This is a genomic window from Streptomyces sp. NPDC053755 (genome assembly GCF_040677675.1).
Lineage (GTDB): Bacteria > Actinomycetota > Actinomycetes > Streptomycetales > Streptomycetaceae > Streptomyces.
The window spans coordinates 306980-322877 of the sequence record NZ_JBFASK010000004.1; the positions used below are offsets into that span (position 1 = coordinate 306980).

At 73.0% G+C, this 15898-nt stretch carries 16 protein-coding genes; 12 read left to right on the forward strand and 4 right to left on the reverse strand.

The genetic code is table 11. The features are described from left to right. The first annotated feature begins 21 nt into the window (after positions 1–21). The 4 genes from AB0K65_RS07525 to meaB all read left to right on the forward strand — a co-directional run bounded on the left by AB0K65_RS07525 (position 22) and on the right by meaB (position 6523). Positions 22–1440 carry an MFS transporter gene (locus tag AB0K65_RS07525; protein ID WP_365714788.1) on the forward strand — a complete coding sequence of 473 codons (1419 nt, stop codon included), beginning with the start codon at positions 22–24 and terminating at the stop codon, positions 1438–1440. 102 nt (positions 1441–1542) lie between these two features. Continuing rightward, positions 1543–3351, forward strand: a complete 1809-nt coding sequence (locus tag AB0K65_RS07530) for a methylmalonyl-CoA mutase family protein (RefSeq protein ID WP_365714789.1) — start codon at positions 1543–1545, stop codon at positions 3349–3351. After that, on the forward strand, positions 3351–5525 hold the full coding sequence (gene scpA, locus AB0K65_RS07535) for a methylmalonyl-CoA mutase (protein WP_365714790.1): 2175 nt from the start codon (positions 3351–3353) through the stop codon (positions 5523–5525). The genes AB0K65_RS07530 and scpA overlap by 1 nt, the downstream gene beginning before the upstream one ends. Next, the gene (gene meaB / locus AB0K65_RS07540; RefSeq protein ID WP_365714791.1) at positions 5522–6523 is read left to right on the forward strand and encodes a methylmalonyl Co-A mutase-associated GTPase MeaB; all 1002 of its coding nucleotides are present in this window, start codon (positions 5522–5524) and stop codon (positions 6521–6523) included. The genes scpA and meaB overlap by 4 nt, the downstream gene beginning before the upstream one ends. A 140-nt stretch (positions 6524–6663) precedes the next feature. On the opposite strand, the gene AB0K65_RS07545 is transcribed toward meaB, so the two are convergent. After that, on the reverse strand, positions 6664–6888 hold the full coding sequence (locus tag AB0K65_RS07545; RefSeq protein WP_365714792.1) for a hypothetical protein: 225 nt from the start codon (positions 6886–6888) through the stop codon (positions 6664–6666). A 521-nt stretch (positions 6889–7409) separates the two neighbouring features. Between AB0K65_RS07545 and AB0K65_RS07550 the strand changes: the two genes are divergently transcribed. The 4 genes from AB0K65_RS07550 to AB0K65_RS07565 all read left to right on the forward strand — a co-directional run bounded on the left by AB0K65_RS07550 (position 7410) and on the right by AB0K65_RS07565 (position 10564). Beyond that, entirely contained in the window at positions 7410–7613 is a 204-nt protein-coding gene (locus AB0K65_RS07550; protein WP_030693997.1) for a cold-shock protein, read from the forward strand. 294 nt (positions 7614–7907) lie between these two features. Continuing rightward, positions 7908–9383 carry a DEAD/DEAH box helicase gene (locus tag AB0K65_RS07555; protein ID WP_365714793.1) on the forward strand — a complete coding sequence of 492 codons (1476 nt, stop codon included), beginning with the start codon at positions 7908–7910 and terminating at the stop codon, positions 9381–9383. A gap of 478 nt (positions 9384–9861) precedes the next feature. Continuing rightward, the gene (locus tag AB0K65_RS07560) at positions 9862–10197 is read left to right on the forward strand and encodes a CBS domain-containing protein (RefSeq protein ID WP_365714825.1); all 336 of its coding nucleotides are present in this window, start codon (positions 9862–9864) and stop codon (positions 10195–10197) included. A 58-nt stretch (positions 10198–10255) separates the two neighbouring features. Further along, the gene (locus AB0K65_RS07565) at positions 10256–10564 is read left to right on the forward strand and encodes an SCO5918 family protein (RefSeq protein ID WP_365714794.1); all 309 of its coding nucleotides are present in this window, start codon (positions 10256–10258) and stop codon (positions 10562–10564) included. A gap of 129 nt (positions 10565–10693) precedes the next feature. Here AB0K65_RS07565 and AB0K65_RS07570 read toward each other — a convergent pair whose 3' ends face one another. After that, the gene (locus tag AB0K65_RS07570; RefSeq protein WP_365714795.1) at positions 10694–11053 is read right to left on the reverse strand and encodes a hypothetical protein; all 360 of its coding nucleotides are present in this window, start codon (positions 11051–11053) and stop codon (positions 10694–10696) included. Positions 11054–11301: 248 nt separating this feature from the next. On the opposite strand from AB0K65_RS07570, the gene AB0K65_RS07575 reads away from it, so the two are divergent. The 3 genes from AB0K65_RS07575 to AB0K65_RS07585 all read left to right on the forward strand — a co-directional run bounded on the left by AB0K65_RS07575 (position 11302) and on the right by AB0K65_RS07585 (position 13298). Further along, complete coding sequence (locus tag AB0K65_RS07575) at positions 11302–11679, forward strand: helix-turn-helix domain-containing protein (RefSeq protein ID WP_365714796.1); 378 nt, start codon at positions 11302–11304, stop codon at positions 11677–11679. A gap of 125 nt (positions 11680–11804) precedes the next feature. Continuing rightward, a complete protein-coding gene (locus AB0K65_RS07580) occupies positions 11805–12323 on the forward strand; it encodes an N-acetyltransferase family protein (RefSeq protein WP_365714797.1) in 519 nt (172 codons plus the stop codon). Positions 12324–12689: 366 nt separating this feature from the next. Then, on the forward strand, positions 12690–13298 hold the full coding sequence (locus AB0K65_RS07585) for an SGNH/GDSL hydrolase family protein (RefSeq protein ID WP_365714798.1): 609 nt from the start codon (positions 12690–12692) through the stop codon (positions 13296–13298). 111 nt (positions 13299–13409) lie between these two features. On the opposite strand, the gene AB0K65_RS07590 is transcribed toward AB0K65_RS07585, so the two are convergent. Together AB0K65_RS07590 and AB0K65_RS07595 are read right to left on the reverse strand one after the other, a co-directional pair. Further along, a complete protein-coding gene (locus AB0K65_RS07590) occupies positions 13410–13913 on the reverse strand; it encodes a DinB family protein (RefSeq protein WP_365714799.1) in 504 nt (167 codons plus the stop codon). Between the two features lie 91 nt (positions 13914–14004). Further along, on the reverse strand, positions 14005–15003 hold the full coding sequence (locus AB0K65_RS07595; protein WP_365714800.1) for an NAD(P)-binding domain-containing protein: 999 nt from the start codon (positions 15001–15003) through the stop codon (positions 14005–14007). 49 nt (positions 15004–15052) lie between these two features. Between AB0K65_RS07595 and AB0K65_RS07600 the strand changes: the two genes are divergently transcribed. Beyond that, positions 15053–15460, forward strand: a complete 408-nt coding sequence (locus AB0K65_RS07600; RefSeq protein ID WP_365714801.1) for a MerR family transcriptional regulator — start codon at positions 15053–15055, stop codon at positions 15458–15460. Positions 15461–15898: the final 438 nt, after the last annotated feature.

A 15898-nucleotide genomic window follows, 5' to 3' on the forward strand; every position in this document is an offset into this window, starting at 1 on the left:
CCGCCAAGGAGCACCTCCACCGTGGCCACCACACCCGCGTCCCCCGCGACCAAGTCCGTTCCTGTCTCGGCAGGTTCGGTCCTGCGCGACCCCGCGTTCCTTCGCCTGTGGGCGGGCACCACCGCCTCCGGTCTCGCGACCTGGGCGCTGCCCTTCGTCCTCGGACTCGCCGTCCTCCACCACGACCTCGGCGCCACCGGGCTCGGCCTGGTCCTCGCCGCCCGCACCGCCGGCTTCCTCCTCGCCGTCGCCGTCGGCGGCGTGCTCGCAGACCGGCACTCCCGCCGCGCCGTCGTCCTCTGGTCCGCGCTGGCGGCGGCCCTCGCCGCGCCCCTCCTCGCCGCCGGTCTCGGCCACTCCCTCGCACTGATGACGGCCGCCGCCGCGCTCGCGGGTGCCGGACAGGGCGCCTGCCGCCCGGCGTTCCAGGCGCTCACCGCCGAGACCGTCGAGCCCGAGCGCCGACAGCAGGCCAACGCCGCCATGACCCTGTCCGTACGGTCCGCCACGCTCGCCGGCCCCGCCCTGACCGCACTGCTCGCGGCATTCCTCGACGTCCGGTCGCTGCTGTTCGGCATCGGGGCCCTCTGGCTCGTCGCCGCGCTCGTCCCGGCCCCGGCCGCCACGACCGCCGAAGGCGCCACGACCGCAGCGGGCCGCGCGGGCGCGGCCCGGGGAGGCACGGCGAGGGCGGCGCGCGCCACGACGGGCGGGGCCGCCCAGGCCGTCCGGCGTCCCGGCTTCCGCGCCGAATTCCTCGAAGGGATACGTGAGGCCCGGCGCCACCCCTGGTTCCTGGCCGGTCTCGCCGCCCTGGTCGCCGTCATCGCCCTCGGCTACTCCGCGACCAGCGTCGCCCTTCCCCTCATCAGCCGGGACCGCTACGGCAGCGAGTGGGTGCTCGCCGCGGCCATGACCGCCTACACCGTCGGTGCGCTCGGCGGCGCCCTGATCATCGCCCGCCTCCGGCCCCGCTTCCAGGGCTGGGCGGCCCTCGCCGGACTCGCCGCGTACGGCTTCGCACCGCTCAGCCTGATGCTCCCCGTCCACCCGTCGGTCGTGGTCGCCGCCTACGCCGTCGCGGGGACCGGGATCGAACTGTTCAACGTGCCCTGGTTCACCGCCACCCAGCGCGAGGTCGCCCCGGACAAACTGGCCCGGGTCTCCTCGCTGGACTTCCTGGTCTCCTACGGCCTGGCGCCGATCGGCCTCTCACTGATCGCCCCGGCCATCGGCCGGTTCGGCGTCACGCCCGTCCTCGCCGTGTGCGCCGTCGCCTGCTTCCTCGTCCCGGCCGCCGCGGCCCTGGCGCCCGGCGCACGCCACTTCGGGCGGCCGGCCCCGACGGGCACCGACCGGCCCGGCGGGCGGCGGGAAGACCACGCGTGCGGTCATTCGGCGGACGACGGCGCCGGTCACGGAGGCCGCCCGCGCCGGTGACATAGAACGAATGCTCCCGCGGCTTCAAGACCGTTCAGGAGAGGGCAAGGTCACAGCTGTGCGCACTGCTGCTCCTTTGTTCACCTGACCTAGCATCCGAGCATGACAGTCCTCCCCGACGACGGGCTTGCCCTCGCCGCCGATTTCCCCGACGCGTCCCGTGAACAGTGGCAGGGCCTCGTGGCCGGCGTCCTGCGCAAGTCGGGCAAGGAGGTCTCCGGAGCCGCGGCGGAGGACTTCCTTTCCACCGCTCTGGAGGACGGGCTTCGTGTCCGTCCCCTGTACGCGGCCGACGACACCGCGCCCGAGGCCGGTCTTCCGGGTTTCGCGCCGTTCACGCGCGGAAGCGGGGCCGAGGGGAACACCCGCGGCGGCTGGGACGTGCGCGGGTGCCACACGGCGCCGGACGACGGCGCGGTCCTGTCCGACCTGGAGAACGGCGTCACCTCGCTCTGGCTGGTCGTCGGCGAGGGCGGCATGCCGGTGTCGTCGCTCGAACGGGTGCTGGACGGGGTCTACCTCGACCTGGCTCCCGTGGTCCTGGACGCGGGGAAGGACACCGAGGCCGCCGCGGAGGCGTTGCTGCGTCTGTACGGGGAGCGGGGCGTCGCGCCGGAGGCCGTACGCGGCAGCCTGGGCGCGGACCCGCTGGGCTTCGAGGCGCGTACGGGTGAAGCGCTGGACGTCGCGCCGCTGTCACGTCTCGCCCGGCGCTGTGCCGTGGAGTTTCCGGGACTGCGGGCCTTCACCGTGGACGCCCTGCCGTACCACGAGGCCGGTGGTTCGGCGGCGCAGGAGCTGGGGTGCTCGCTGGCGACGGGTGTCGCCTGTCTGCGGGAGCTGACCGGCGCCGGCCTGAGTGTGGAGCAGGCGTGCGGGCAGCTGGAGTTCCGTTTCGCGGCGACGGCCGATCAGTTCCTGACGATCGCGAAGCTGCGGGCCGCTCGCAGGCTGTGGGCGCGGGTCGCAGAGGCCTGCGGTGCGGGCGGCGCCGGTGGGCAGGTGCAGCACGTGGTGACGTCGCCGGTGATGATGACGCGTCGCGATCCGTGGGTGAACATGCTGCGCACGACGGTGGCCACGCTGGCGGCGGGGGTGGGTGGTGCCGACGCGGTGACGGTGTTGCCGTTCGACCACGCGCTGGGGCTGCCGGACGCTTTCGCGCGTCGCATCGCCCGCAACACCTCCTCGATCCTGATCGAGGAGTCGCATCTGTCGCGCGTGATCGACCCGGCGGGCGGTTCCTGGTATGTGGAGCGCTTGACGGACGAACTGGCCCGGGCGGGCTGGGAGTTCTTCCAGGAGGTCGAGCGGGCGGGCGGGCAGGGTGCGGCCCTGCGGTCGGGGATGATCGGTGAGCGGCTGGCCGCGACCTGGTCGGCGCGGAGTGCGAGGCTGGCCACGCGGCGTGAGCCGGTGACCGGTGTGAGCGAGTTCCCGCATCTGGCCGAGCGCCTGGTGGTGCGCGAACCGGCGCCCGCGCCGCGCGCGGGCGGGCTGCCCCGGGTCCGCCGTGACGACGCGTTCGAGGCGCTGCGGGCCCGCTCGGACGCACACCTCGCGGCCACGGGCACCCGGCCGCGGATCCATCTGTCCACCATCGGTCCGGCCGCGGCCCACACGGCGCGGGCCACGTTCGCCGCCAACTTCTTCCAGGCGGGCGGCATCGAGGCCGTCTCCGGGAGCTCTTTCGAGGAGAGCGGGGCGAGCGAGACCTGCCTGTGCTCCAGCGACGCGCTCTACGAGGAGCAGGGCGAGGCGCTCGCCGCGCGGGTGCGGGCGGCCGGGGCCTCTCATGTGTTCCTCGCCGGCCGTCCCGGAGCGTCTCCGGGTGCCGACTCGTACGTCTTCGCCGGCTGTGATGCCGTGGCCGTGCTCTCCGCCACGCTCGACCGCATGGGAGTGTCCTGATGTCCATCCCCGATTTCTCCGCGATCGAGCTGGGATCCCCGGCCGCCGACGGCTCCGCGGAGGCGTGGCGCACGGCGGTGAAGCAGGCCGGCGGGGGTGAGGACCTTGTGTGGGAGACACCGGAAGGCATCCCCGTCAAGCCGCTCTACACCGGGCAGGACCTGGAGGGCCTGGACTTCCTGGGCACCTACCCCGGCATGGCACCGTATCTGCGCGGGCCGTACCCGACGATGTACGTCAACCAGCCCTGGACGATCCGGCAGTACGCCGGCTTCTCCACCGCCGAGGAGTCCAACGCCTTCTACCGCCGCAATCTCGCGGCCGGCCAGAAGGGGCTGTCGGTCGCCTTCGACCTGCCCACCCACCGCGGCTACGACAGCGACCACCCGCGTGTGACCGGCGACGTCGGCATGGCCGGCGTGGCGATCGACTCGATTCTCGACATGCGTCAGCTCTTCGACGGCATCCCGCTGGACAGGATGTCGGTGTCGATGACGATGAACGGCGCCGTGCTGCCGGTCCTCGCGCTCTACATCGTGGCGGCCGAGGAGCAGGGCGTGCCGCCCGAGAAGCTGGCCGGGACCATCCAGAACGACATCCTCAAGGAGTTCATGGTCCGCAACACCTACATCTATCCGCCGAAGCCGTCGATGCGGATCATCTCCGACATCTTCGCCTACACCTCGCAGCGGATGCCGCGCTACAACTCGATCTCCATCTCCGGCTACCACATCCAGGAAGCGGGTGCGACGGCCGACCTGGAGCTGGCCTACACCCTGGCCGACGGGGTGGAGTACCTGCGGGCCGGACGCGCGGCGGGCCTGGACGTCGACGCGTTCGCGCCGCGACTGAGCTTCTTCTGGGCGATCGGGATGAACTTCTTCATGGAGGTCGCCAAGCTGCGCGCGGCGCGTCTGCTGTGGGCGAAGCTGGTCGGCCGGTTCGACCCGAAGAACGCCAAGTCCCTGTCCCTGCGCACCCATTCGCAGACGAGTGGCTGGTCGCTGACCGCGCAGGACGTGTTCAACAACGTGACGCGCACCTGCGTGGAGGCGATGGCCGCCACCCAGGGCCACACCCAGTCGCTGCACACCAACGCCCTCGACGAGGCCCTGGCCCTGCCCACCGACTTCTCCGCGCGGATCGCCCGCAACACCCAGCTGCTGCTCCAGCAGGAATCCGGTACGACGCGCACGATCGACCCGTGGGGCGGCAGCGCCTACGTCGAGAAGCTGACCTACGACCTCGCGCGCCGGGCCTGGCAGCACATCCAGGAGGTCGAGGCCGCCGGCGGTATGGCCCAGGCCATCGACGCCGGCATCCCCAAACTGCGCGTCGAGGAAGCCGCCGCCCGCACCCAGGCCCGGATCGACTCCGGCCGCCAGCCCGTCATCGGCGTCAACAAGTACCGCGTGGAGACCGACGAGCAGATCGACGTCCTCAAGGTCGACAACTCCTCCGTCCGCGCACAGCAGATCGCCAAACTGCGCCGGCTGCGCGCCGAACGCGACGAAAGCGCCTGCCAGGACGCCCTCGACGCACTGACCCGTGCCGCCGCCGGGCAGGGCAACCTGCTCGAACTCGCCGTACGCGCCGCCCGCGCCAAGGCGACCGTGGGCGAGATCTCCGACGCCCTGGAGAAGGTCTACGGACGCCACGCCGGCCAGATCCGTACCATCTCCGGCGTGTACCGCGACGAAGCAGGCCAGTCCCCCACCGTGGAACGCACCCGCACCCTGGTCGACGCATTCGCCGAAGCCGAAGGCCGCCGGCCGCGGATCCTGGTCGCCAAGATGGGCCAGGACGGCCACGACCGCGGCCAGAAGGTCATCGCCACCGCCTTCGCCGACCTCGGCTTCGACGTCGACGTCGGCCCGCTGTTCCAGACCCCGGCCGAGGTCGCCCGCCAGGCCGTCGAGGCCGACGTCCACATCGTCGGCGTCTCCTCACTCGCCGCCGGACACCTCACCCTCGTCCCCGCCCTGCGCGAGGAACTCGCCGCCGAAGGACGCGACGACATCATGATCGTCGTCGGCGGCGTCATCCCCCCGCAGGACGTGCCGACGCTGTTGGAGATGGGCGCGGCCGCCGTCTTCCCGCCCGGCACGGTCATCCCTGACGCGGCGTACGACCTGGTGCGACGACTGTCGGACGGCCTCGGGCACGACCTGTGATCGACGTCGACGCGTACGTGAAGGGTGTCCTCGACGGGAAGCGGGCGGTCATCGCCCGCGCCATCACGCTCGTCGAGTCCACCCGTCCCCAGCACCGGGCGCTCGCCCAGGAGCTCCTGACCGCGCTCCTGCCGTACAGCGGCACAGCACGCCGGATCGGGATCAGCGGTGTCCCCGGGGTCGGCAAGTCGACGTTCATCGACGCGTTCGGCACCATGCTCACCGGCCTGGGCCACCGCGTCGCCGTCCTCGCCGTCGACCCCTCCTCCAGCCGCACCAAGGGTTCGATCCTCGGCGACAAGACCCGCATGGAACGCCTCGCCGTCGACCCCGCCGCCTTCGTCCGCCCCTCCCCCACCGCCGGGACCCTCGGCGGCGTCGCCAAGGCCACCCGCGAATCGATCCTCGTCATGGAGGCCGCCGGCTACGACGTCGTCCTGGTCGAGACCGTCGGCGTCGGCCAGTCCGAGACCGCCGTGGCCGACATGGTCGACTCCTTCCTCCTGCTCACGCTCGCCCGCACCGGCGACCAGCTCCAGGGCATCAAGAAGGGCGTCCTCGAACTCGCCGATGTCGTCGCCGTCAACAAGGCGGACGGGCCCCACGAGCACGACGCCCGCGCCGCCGCACGCGAACTGGCGAGCGCCCTACGGCTGATGCAGAACAGGCACCCCGCCTGGACCCCGCCCGTCCTGCACTGCAGCGCCCGCGAGTCGACCGGCCTGGACACCCTCTGGGAGCGCCTGGAGCAGCACCGCACCCTGCTCGACACCACCGGCGGCCTCGCCGCCCGCCGCCGCGACCAGCAGGTCGACTGGACATGGACCATGGTCCACGACGAACTCCTCACCCGCCTCCACACCGACCCCACCATCCGCGCTCTCGCACCCGACCTCGAACAACAGGTCAGGAACGGTGAGTTGACCGCGACCCTGGCCGCGGAACGCATCCTGCGGGCCTTCGAGAACACGGACCGGGCCGAGGCGGGCGACGCCTGACCGGGGCTGCCCCTGACGGCCGTGGCCGGGGGCGCTCCGCACGATCGGCGGCCCCTGTGCCGGGGCGGGCCCGGTCACGGCTCCGCACGACCGGCGGCCGCCTCACCGGGACGGCTCCGCTCGGGCGTCCTCCGGCCGGGTCAGGCCGAGGCGGGCGCCGCGGTCAGCCGGTCCAGCGCGCCGGCCTTGGCCTGGGCCACGAGGTCGGCGAACTGCTCCTCGCTCATCTGCACGTGCTGTCCGAAGTCGTCGGTGATGCGCACCCGCTTGTCCTCGGGCGCGTCGGCGTCCACGAAGAGCTGCGGGCAGCCGCAGTCGCACTTCCCGCAGAAGGTCGCGATCGGTTCCGGGCTCGTGTCGGGCATCTGGGGCACCTCGCCGCTCGGGTTTCCGGGTCGTTCCCGTACGACCCATGGATGCCCAGCCGCGGATCCGTGGCAAACCCCCGCCAGGCCGACGACCCGGGCCGACGCCGTCACGGGTCCAGGTCGCCCACGGCCGGGGCCCTTCCCCGCCGGCGCCGTGACGCGGGGCTTGCCGGGGAGCCCGTCCCCGCGAGGTCTTCCGCCGACCGCGACCGAGGGCGTTCTCCGCGCCCGGACCGTCAATATCTGTGACCGCGGAGTGAGAATTGGAAACAAGGCGCGGTAAGGGTTTCTCCCGCCTGCGGGCAAGTGGAATTACTCACCGCGCCAGGCCGATCTCGCCGTGCTAGTGTCGATGCCAGTTGCAGTTGTGGTTCCCAAAACCCAAGCGCCCCGACGGTATTTTCTGCCGCGGGAAGCGCTTTTGTATTTCCGGTCTTTTTTCCGGGCGGGGCAATCATCGCGGCGACGCGGAGTCCGCACAGTGTGGACTCCGGGCACTGCCCCGAAGGAGATTTGACATGGCATCTGGCACCGTGAAGTGGTTCAACGCTGAAAAGGGCTTCGGCTTCATCGAGCAGGACGGCGGCGGCCCCGACGTCTTCGCCCACTACTCGAACATCGCCGCCCAGGGCTTCCGTGAGCTTCAGGAAGGCCAGAAGGTGAACTTCGACATCGCGCAGGGCCAGAAGGGCCCGACGGCCGAGAACATCGTTCCCGCCTGACGCTCGCACGTCGTAGGAGCTGGGGCCCGCACCTTGGGGTGCGGGCCCCAGCTCGTTGCATTCAAGGGTGGTCCGCGCTCGGCGGACGCCCCGTACGGCGGACGTACCGCCCGGCTCCGGACGCACACCCACTCGGGTCTCCGCTCCGGAACCCCCCCTCTGACGCACGGCTCCGTCCGCGTTTTTCCGCGACGGCCTTGTCGTTTCTCCTGTCGGCTCGTTCTCGCAATTCTCCGTGCGGCTCATCTGCTGCGGGAATTCCCTGATACGCGCCCGCATCAAGGAAGGTTCCGCATGAACCGCACACGCACGAACAACCGCACGAGCAATCGCACCAACCACTCGGGCGACCGGGTCAACGAGCGCGCGGGCAACCGATTCCCCCGTACGCGTCCGGCCGCCGGCAACCGCCGGCCCGCACCCGTGCGCGGCGAGTTCGCCCTCCCCCGCACGACCACCCCCGCCCTGCCCGCCGTCGAGTCGTTCGCCGACCTCGACATGCCCGGGCAGCTGCTCGCCGCGCTGACCGCCGAGGGGGTGACCGTCCCGTTCCCGATCCAGGGCGCGACCCTGCCGAACACCCTCGCGGGCCGCGACGCCCTGGGCCGCGGGCGTACGGGCTCCGGAAAGACGCTGGCCTTCGGCCTGGCGCTGCTCGCCCGTACGGCGGGACAGCGCGCCGAGCCCCGCCAGCCGCTCGCCCTTGTCCTCGTCCCCACCCGCGAGCTGGCGCAGCAGGTGACCGACGCGCTGACCCCGTACGCCCGCTCCCTCAGGCTGCGGCTCGCCACGGTCGTCGGCGGGATGTCGATCGGCCGCCAGGCCGGCGCGCTGCGCAGCGGTGCGGAAGTGGTCGTCGCCACCCCGGGGCGGCTCAAGGACCTCATCGACCGCGGTGACTGCCGGCTGAACCAGGTGGCGATCACCGTCCTGGACGAGGCCGACCAGATGGCCGACATGGGCTTCATGCCGCAGGTCACCGCACTGCTCGACCAGGTGCGTCCCGAGGGGCAGCGGATGCTGTTCTCGGCCACCCTGGACCGCAACGTCGACCTGCTGGTCCGCCGCTACCTCACCGACCCGGTGGTGCACTCGGTGGACCCCTCCGCCGGGGCGGTCACGACGATGGAGCACCACGTGCTGCACGTCCACAGCGCCGACAAGCAGGCCACCACGACGGAGATCGCCGCCCGCGACGGCCGCGTGATCATGTTCCTGGACACCAAGCACGCCGTCGACCGGCTGACCAAGGACCTGCTGGGCAGCGGCGTCCGGGCCGCGGCGCTGCACGGCGGCAAGTCGCAGCCGCAGCGCACCCGCACGCTGGCGCAGTTCAAGACGGGACACGTCACCGTGCTCGTCGCCACGAACGTCGCCGCCCGCGGGATCCACGTCGACAACCTCGACCTCGTCGTGAACGTCGACCCGCCGACCGATCACAAGGACTACCTGCACCGTGGCGGCCGTACCGCACGCGCGGGCGAGTCCGGCAGCGTCGTCACCCTCGTCACGCCGAACCAGCGCCGCACCATGGCGCGCCTGATGTCGGACGCGGGGATCCGTCCGCGGATCACCGAGGTCCGCTCCGGTGAGGACGCGCTGCACCGCATCACCGGCGCCCAGGCGCCTTCGGGTGTCCCGGTCGTCATCACGGCGCCGCCGGCCGAGCGTCCCCAGCGGGGCGCCTCCGGACGCCCGCGCCGCCACCGCCCCTCCCAGGCCACGCGCCGCGGCACCCAGCGGCGCACGGCGCTCGGCCCGGCCGCCTAGGGCGTGTTTCGAAAGGGCGCCGTCCGCCCGAAGGGCGGGCCCCGCGGCGTCCGGTGCGTGCGATCGCACGGCGGTGGGTCGGCCTCGTACCGGACGTACTCGGACGATCCGACAACGCGGCGAGCGTGCGTGCCAGGCGTCGCGGGGCAGGCGGGACTCTCGAAACACGCCCTAGTCAGCGGCTCCGGGGTCTTGCCCGGGCCTCGACGCCTCGCCCCCGCCCGCGCCGCCTTGTCGTCCGGGCCGGCTCGGGCGCCGGGCGACGCGCTCCCGGCGCGAGGGTGAGACACCCCCTCGGCCGTGCCCGTCCGCCGGGGACCGGGCCGGGCCGGCCGGGGCGCTTTCCGTCCCGGCGAGCCCGGCCGTTCGTTCCCTCTCCGCTTCTCTCCGCAGGAGGCTTTTTGTGACACCGGTTCAGACGCGGCTCCACCCCCTCCCGTACACGGCGCCCCTGCGCACCAGGCCGGTGCTCGACGCGATGGGCGAGGCCGGACCGCAGGTCGGTGACGACATGACCGTCGAGGTCGCGCTCTCCGTCATGGCGGGCGCGCGCTCCGGTCATCTGCTCGTCCGCGACGACGACGGCCGGTGCACCGGTCTGCTGACCGAGGCGCAGCTGGTCGCCGTACGGGACGGCTCCGCGTACACGGACCGGGTCCGGCTGCGCGAGATCGCCGGGGACCGCGGCCCTTTCACCTCTCCCCTGGCCACGATGGCCGAAGCCGAGCACTCCATGCGCCGCCGCCGGGTCGGGGCGCTGCCCGTGGTCGACGAGCACGGGTGCGCGCTGGGTGTCCTCACCCTCGCCCCCTGAACCTCCCCCTCCCCGTCGGTCCGCCCGGGCCGTCCCCCTCTTCTCCCTGTGAGGCCCCATGCGCTGCGTCATCGCCCGCTTCCCGTTCGACCTGACGAAGAACGACGTCCTGGACGCGATGAAGGGCGTCAAGCCCGAGCCGGTCACCGGCGAGTCCGTGACCATCGGCCGCCGTTCCTATCCCGTCAAGCAGGTGGGTGAGGTCATCACCCGGCAGGACCGCCGCGACTTCAGCGCAGGCGAGGTCGTGCGGGCCATGACGGCCCTCGGCTTCACCTGCCGTCTCCGTCCTGAGGAGGCGCCCGTGCCCGTCGGCGGCGCGGTCCAGCGCGCCTCCGTGCTGCTCGGCGCTCCGACCGCCGCCTGACGGACCGGCCGGCGGCGTGAGCCGCACGGCCGGACGAGGATGAGGGCCCGACCGGCGCGCGCCGGTCGGGCCCTCATCGCGTGCCGTCCGAGCCCCGTTCCCGGTCCCGGCGGCGGTGGCGTCGTCGGTTCAGTGGTCGGAGTAGCTGAAGTCGCCCATCGTCCACGCACTGACCTCCTCGATCAGGACGCGGTACATCCCGCCCGTCTCCGGGATGCCCACGGTGCCCTGAAGGATGCGGGCGACGTGGAAGTGGAGATAGCGGGGCGGTCCTTCCTTCTCCCTGGAGGTGCTGAAGATTCCGGAGAACTCGCCGAGGCGCTCCGAATCCGTCAGGACCTCCGAGACGCGCTGTCTCCACACGGCTTCGGGAGCCAGCCGACCGGTGATGACCGTGCCACCCGTGACCACGGTCAGGGACATCTGGTTGCTCTGTCCGGACTCCACCAGGGCGGCGATGTCAACGAGCAACTCGTCAGGCTTCGACATGAAAGCCGATTCTATTCGCGGTCGCGCCCGGCGGGGTGCGGCAGGGCCACCTGTACGCGTCCGCCGGGCCGGTCGGGGCGGCCGGTGGCGCGTTCGCGCCCCCGGTCCTCCGTCCCTCGTGACGGCGAGACCGCGGCCGAAACACAGGTCGGCGCGGCACCGGAGCGGAGGGATGGTGTTGAATTCCTCGGGGCGCCGGTGCCATGGGGCATCGGGGCCCTTGACGCGTTCTTGATGAAGAGGTGCAGATGACAGCGGATGACGCGCTCGGCGGCCGCCTGGACGACGACGACTATCCCGCCTACACGATGGGCCGGGCGGCGGAGATGCTCGGCACCACGCCCGGCTTCCTCCGTGCCCTCGGCGAGGCGCGGCTGATCACTCCGCTCCGTTCCGAGGGCGGCCACCGGCGCTACTCCCGCTATCAGCTGCGGGTCGCGGCCCGCGCCCGTGAGCTCGTCGACCAGGGCACCCCGATCGAGGCGGCGTGCCGCATCGTCATCCTCGAGGACCAGCTCGAAGAGGCCCAGCGCATCAACGCCGAGTACCGCCGCGCGGCGGCCCGGGGTGACGCGGGCGGCGCGGAGGGTGACGCGGGCGACGACCGGGACGGGCGCTCCGGCTGAGCCGTCCGCGGACGTACGTGTGGCCGGGGCGCCGGGGGCGGGGGCCGGTCAGGGGTCCGTCCCGGTGGCACCGTAGGGGCGGGGCCCGACCGGCGGGGCGGGGCTCCGGGAGGAGCGAGGACGCCATGACGAGCCGTACCGGCACCGGGCCGGACCTGAGGATCGTGCCGCTCACGGCCGAACACGCCGAGCGGGTCCTGGCGATCTACCAGGCGGGCATCGACGAGGGCGACGCCACCTTCGAGACCGAGGCCCCCGGCTGGGAGGCGTTCGACGCCGCCCGGCTGCCCGCGCACCGCTTCGTGGCCCTCGACGCCGACGGGGCGGTGCTCGGCTGGGTGGCCGCGAGCCGGGTGACCGACCGGTGCGCGTACGCGGGAGTCGTGGAGCACTCGGTGTACGTCGACCCGGGCGCCCGGGGCCGTGGGGTCGCGTCGGCCCTGCTGAAGGCCCTGATCGACTCGACGGAGGCGGCCGGGATCTGGACCGTCCAGTCGGGCGTCTTCCCGGAGAACGCCGCGAGCCTCGCCGTCCACGCGCGCGCCGGCTTCCGTGTCATCGGCACCCGCGAACGCATCGGCCGCCACCACGGCCGCTGGCGCGACACGGTCCTGGTCGAACGCCGCAGCCCGGCCGTCGACTAGGGCGTGTGACGAAAGGAGCGCCGTCCGCCCGAAGGGCGGGCCCCGCGGCGCCCGGTGGGTGCGCTCGCCAGGCGGGGGATCGTCCTCGTACGGGGCGTACTCGGAGGATTCCGACCCCGCGGCGCCGGCGTGCCAGGCGGTGCGGGGCAGGCGGGACGTCCGGCACATGCCCTGGGTGGACTGCCTCGCCGCTCCCCCGGCAGGACGCCTCCGACGGGTTCGGACGTGGCGGCGTAGGCCAGGGGGCCCGGCCGGGACTTGACGGGTACCGCCCGCGCGCGGACGATCTTGCGCGGGCGGCATGGCCCGACGACGGGACGCCGGGGCCGCCCCGGAGTCCCGGCGGCCGGGCGGGAGGAGCACGGAATGATCAGGCTGGCGGACGGCCCCATGACCTGGGTGGCGACGGGGGACAGCATCACGCAGGGCGTCCTGCACACGCACGGCGCCCGCGGCTGGGTCGAGCACCTGCACGAGCGGGTCCGCTGGCAGCTGGACCGGCTCACCGACATCGTGGTCAACACCGGCGTCTCCGGCTGGAGCGCGGTCGACGTGCTGGCGGCCCACGACCGGCTCGTCGGCCGTTTCGCTCCCGATGTGCTGTCCGTGTCCCTCGGCACCAACGACTGCCTCGCCGGGGAGGACGGGCTGCCCGCGTTCCACGACGCGATGCGCCGGATCGTCGCCGGGGCGGGCCCGGGGACGCAGGTCGTGCTGCACACACCCGCCCTGGTCGGCTTCTCGGGCCGGGAGCGGCGCGCGGCGCTTCCCGCGTACTGCCAGGCCGTACGGGAGATCGCCGAGGACACCGGCGCGCTGCTCGTGGACCACGAGAGGCACTGGCGGGAGCACCACGGCACGGCCGACCCCATCGCGTGGCTGGACGACGCGGCCCACCCCAACGCGGTCGGCCACCTGCGGATGGCCGAACACACCCTGCGCACGCTGGGCCTGGGCGGGCTGGACCCCCTCTGAGGCCTGTCCCGTCGTCCCCGCCATCCCCGCCGGGTCGCGCGGTGCGGGCACCCGGACCGCCGTGCCCCGCGCCCCGCCGGCCGAGGGCGGCCCGGTCGGCGTCCTGACGTCCTACTCGCCGACCTCCCCGTCGATCGCCTCCCGGAGCAGGTCGGCGTGGCCGTTGTGGCGCGCGTACTCCTCGATCATGTGGGTGAGGACGTAGCGGAGCGAGATGGCCTCGCCCCGGAAGTCCACGGTGTCGTCGAGGGAGTCGAAGGCCTCCGCGGCGGCGCGGGAGGCCTCGCACGCCTCCCGCCAGTACGCGAACGCCTCGTCCACGTCGGCGCCGTCCACCTGGAACTCGGCGGACTCGCCGTCGGTCCCCGGCCAGAGCGCCGTGACGTCCTCGCCCTTCAGCACCAGCCGGAACCAGCCCCGCTCGACCCCGGCCGCGTGCCGTACGAGGCCGAGGAGGGACAGGCCCGAGGTCGGGACGGCCTTCCGCTTCAGCTGTTCGCCGGTCAGCCCCTCGCACTTCATGGCGAGTGTGGCGCGCTGGTAGTCGAGGAACGAGGTCAGCGAGGCACGGTCACCGGCCGCCTTGGAGGGATGGACGCGCTTGTCATCGATCATCGGGTGATCATGCCAGGGGACCGAGGCGGGCGGGCTCCGCGTCCGGGGCGCGGACGAGATGCGAGCCCCGGATCGGCGCGACCGGGACAGGTCACCCGGCGGACGCGGGGGCGGTGGTCGGCCCGGAGGCGGGTGCCTGGGTCGGCCCGGACGCCGGGGCGGTGGTCGGCCCGGAGGGCGGGGTCGTCGGCGCCGCCGCCGCGGGGCGGGGAATGCCGAACTCCTCGATCAGCACGGGGTACTGCTCCGCGCCGTGCCCGGCGGCGATCGCGCGGTCGGCCATCGCCTTGAACAGCCTCGGCAGTTCGGCGTTGACGCCCACGGCCTCGCTCTCCTCGATCAGGTGCGCCATCGCCCGCGCGTCGGTCTCCAGGGCCGACACCTCGGCCGGGAAGGAGCCGCTGTCGATCTGCTCGGCGTACCCGGGGAGCCAGTCGGCCACGCCTGCGGCGATCTGCCGTGCGAACGGAGCGTACGTCACGGCGTCGACACCGGCCGTCCTGAGCAGGGCGGTGCCCTGGAGCCAGGCGTTCAGGACGCTCCACATCATGGCCAGGCCCGCCACGTCGTACAGGGCCGCGAGGCCGTGGTCCGCGCCCAGATGGCTGACGGTGCCGAGCGCCTCCAGCGCCGGCCGGTGCGCCTCGAAGTCGGCTTCCGGTCCGCTGTGCAGGATCACGGCCTCGGCGGTTCCGATCGCCGGCGGGACGGCCATGACGGCGCCGTCCAGATAGCGCGCGCCGTGCCGTCCGGCCCATCGGGCGGCCTCCCGGGCCTGGGCCGAATCGCCCGAGGTGAGGTTGATCAGCGTGGTGCCGGCCAGCTCGGCCTCGCTCGCTCCGAGCAGCTCGTACACGGCGTCGTAGTCGGTGACGCAGACGATCGTCAGGGCGGAAGCGCGCAGCGCGTCGCCGACCGACGGCGCCGGCCGCGCGCCCTCGGCCACCAGCGCGTCGGCCTTGGAGGCCGTGCGGTTCCACACGGTGGTGGGGTGGCCGGCCTTGAGGAACGCGCGGGCGAGCGCCTGGCCCATCAGCCCGAGTCCGATGACGGTCACGGGAGTTGAGGGTGTCTCGGTTTCGTTGGTCATGGCAGCATCGTCAACGTTCATACCGATGTGAAGGTCAAGCGAGGTTTCCATGCGGATCGGCGAACTGAGCCGTCGGACGGGCGTCAACGCCCACCAGTTGCGCTACTACGAGGCGCAGGGCCTGCTGGAGGCGGAGCGCGGCGCGAACGGCTACCGGGACTACGACGAGAGCGCCGTGCTCCGGGTGCGCCAGATCCGGCACCTGCTGGCCGCCGGCTTGTCGTCCGAGGACATCGCGTACGTGCTGCCCTGCGCGGTGGGCGAGGAGCCGGAGCTGCCGGGGTGTCCGGAGCTGCTGACCGCGATGCGGTCACGGCTGCGGCGCCTGGAGGACCGGATGAGCACGCTCGCCCGGTCCCACGACGCGCTGACGCGGTACATCCACGCGGCCGAGCGCACCGCCGGCGACGGCTATCCCCCCTTCGACGGGAGCGGCCTCGCGTCCGTCCCCGCCTGACCGCCCCAGGGCAGCGGCCGGGGGCGGTGGCGCCGCGGCCTTCCTGCCGTCAGCTCCTCCCGCGATCCCTCCTCGGCGCCCTGCGCCGGTCCCCTGCGCGTCGGCCGCCCCGCCCCGCCGCCCTGCACCGCGCCGCGCCGCTGCTGACCCCGGCCGGCGCGTTCCTGTCGAAGAACCCGGTACCTCGCCGATGCCGTCGCCGTGACGACCCCGCCTCCAGGCCGCGCGACCTCGGGCCCGTCGTTCGCACTCCCCTGACCTGGGGTTTTTCTCGCCTGGCGGGCCGGGCTGAACGCCGATACTGGCATCATGGCACTGAGTGTGTTTTGCTGAGGGTACTCAGTGCCATATGCGTGGCCACAAGCGTCGCCGACACGCGTTCTTAGGGGAGCTCCAGATCATGGGCAAGGACTTCGACCTGTACCGCCCGTCCGAAGA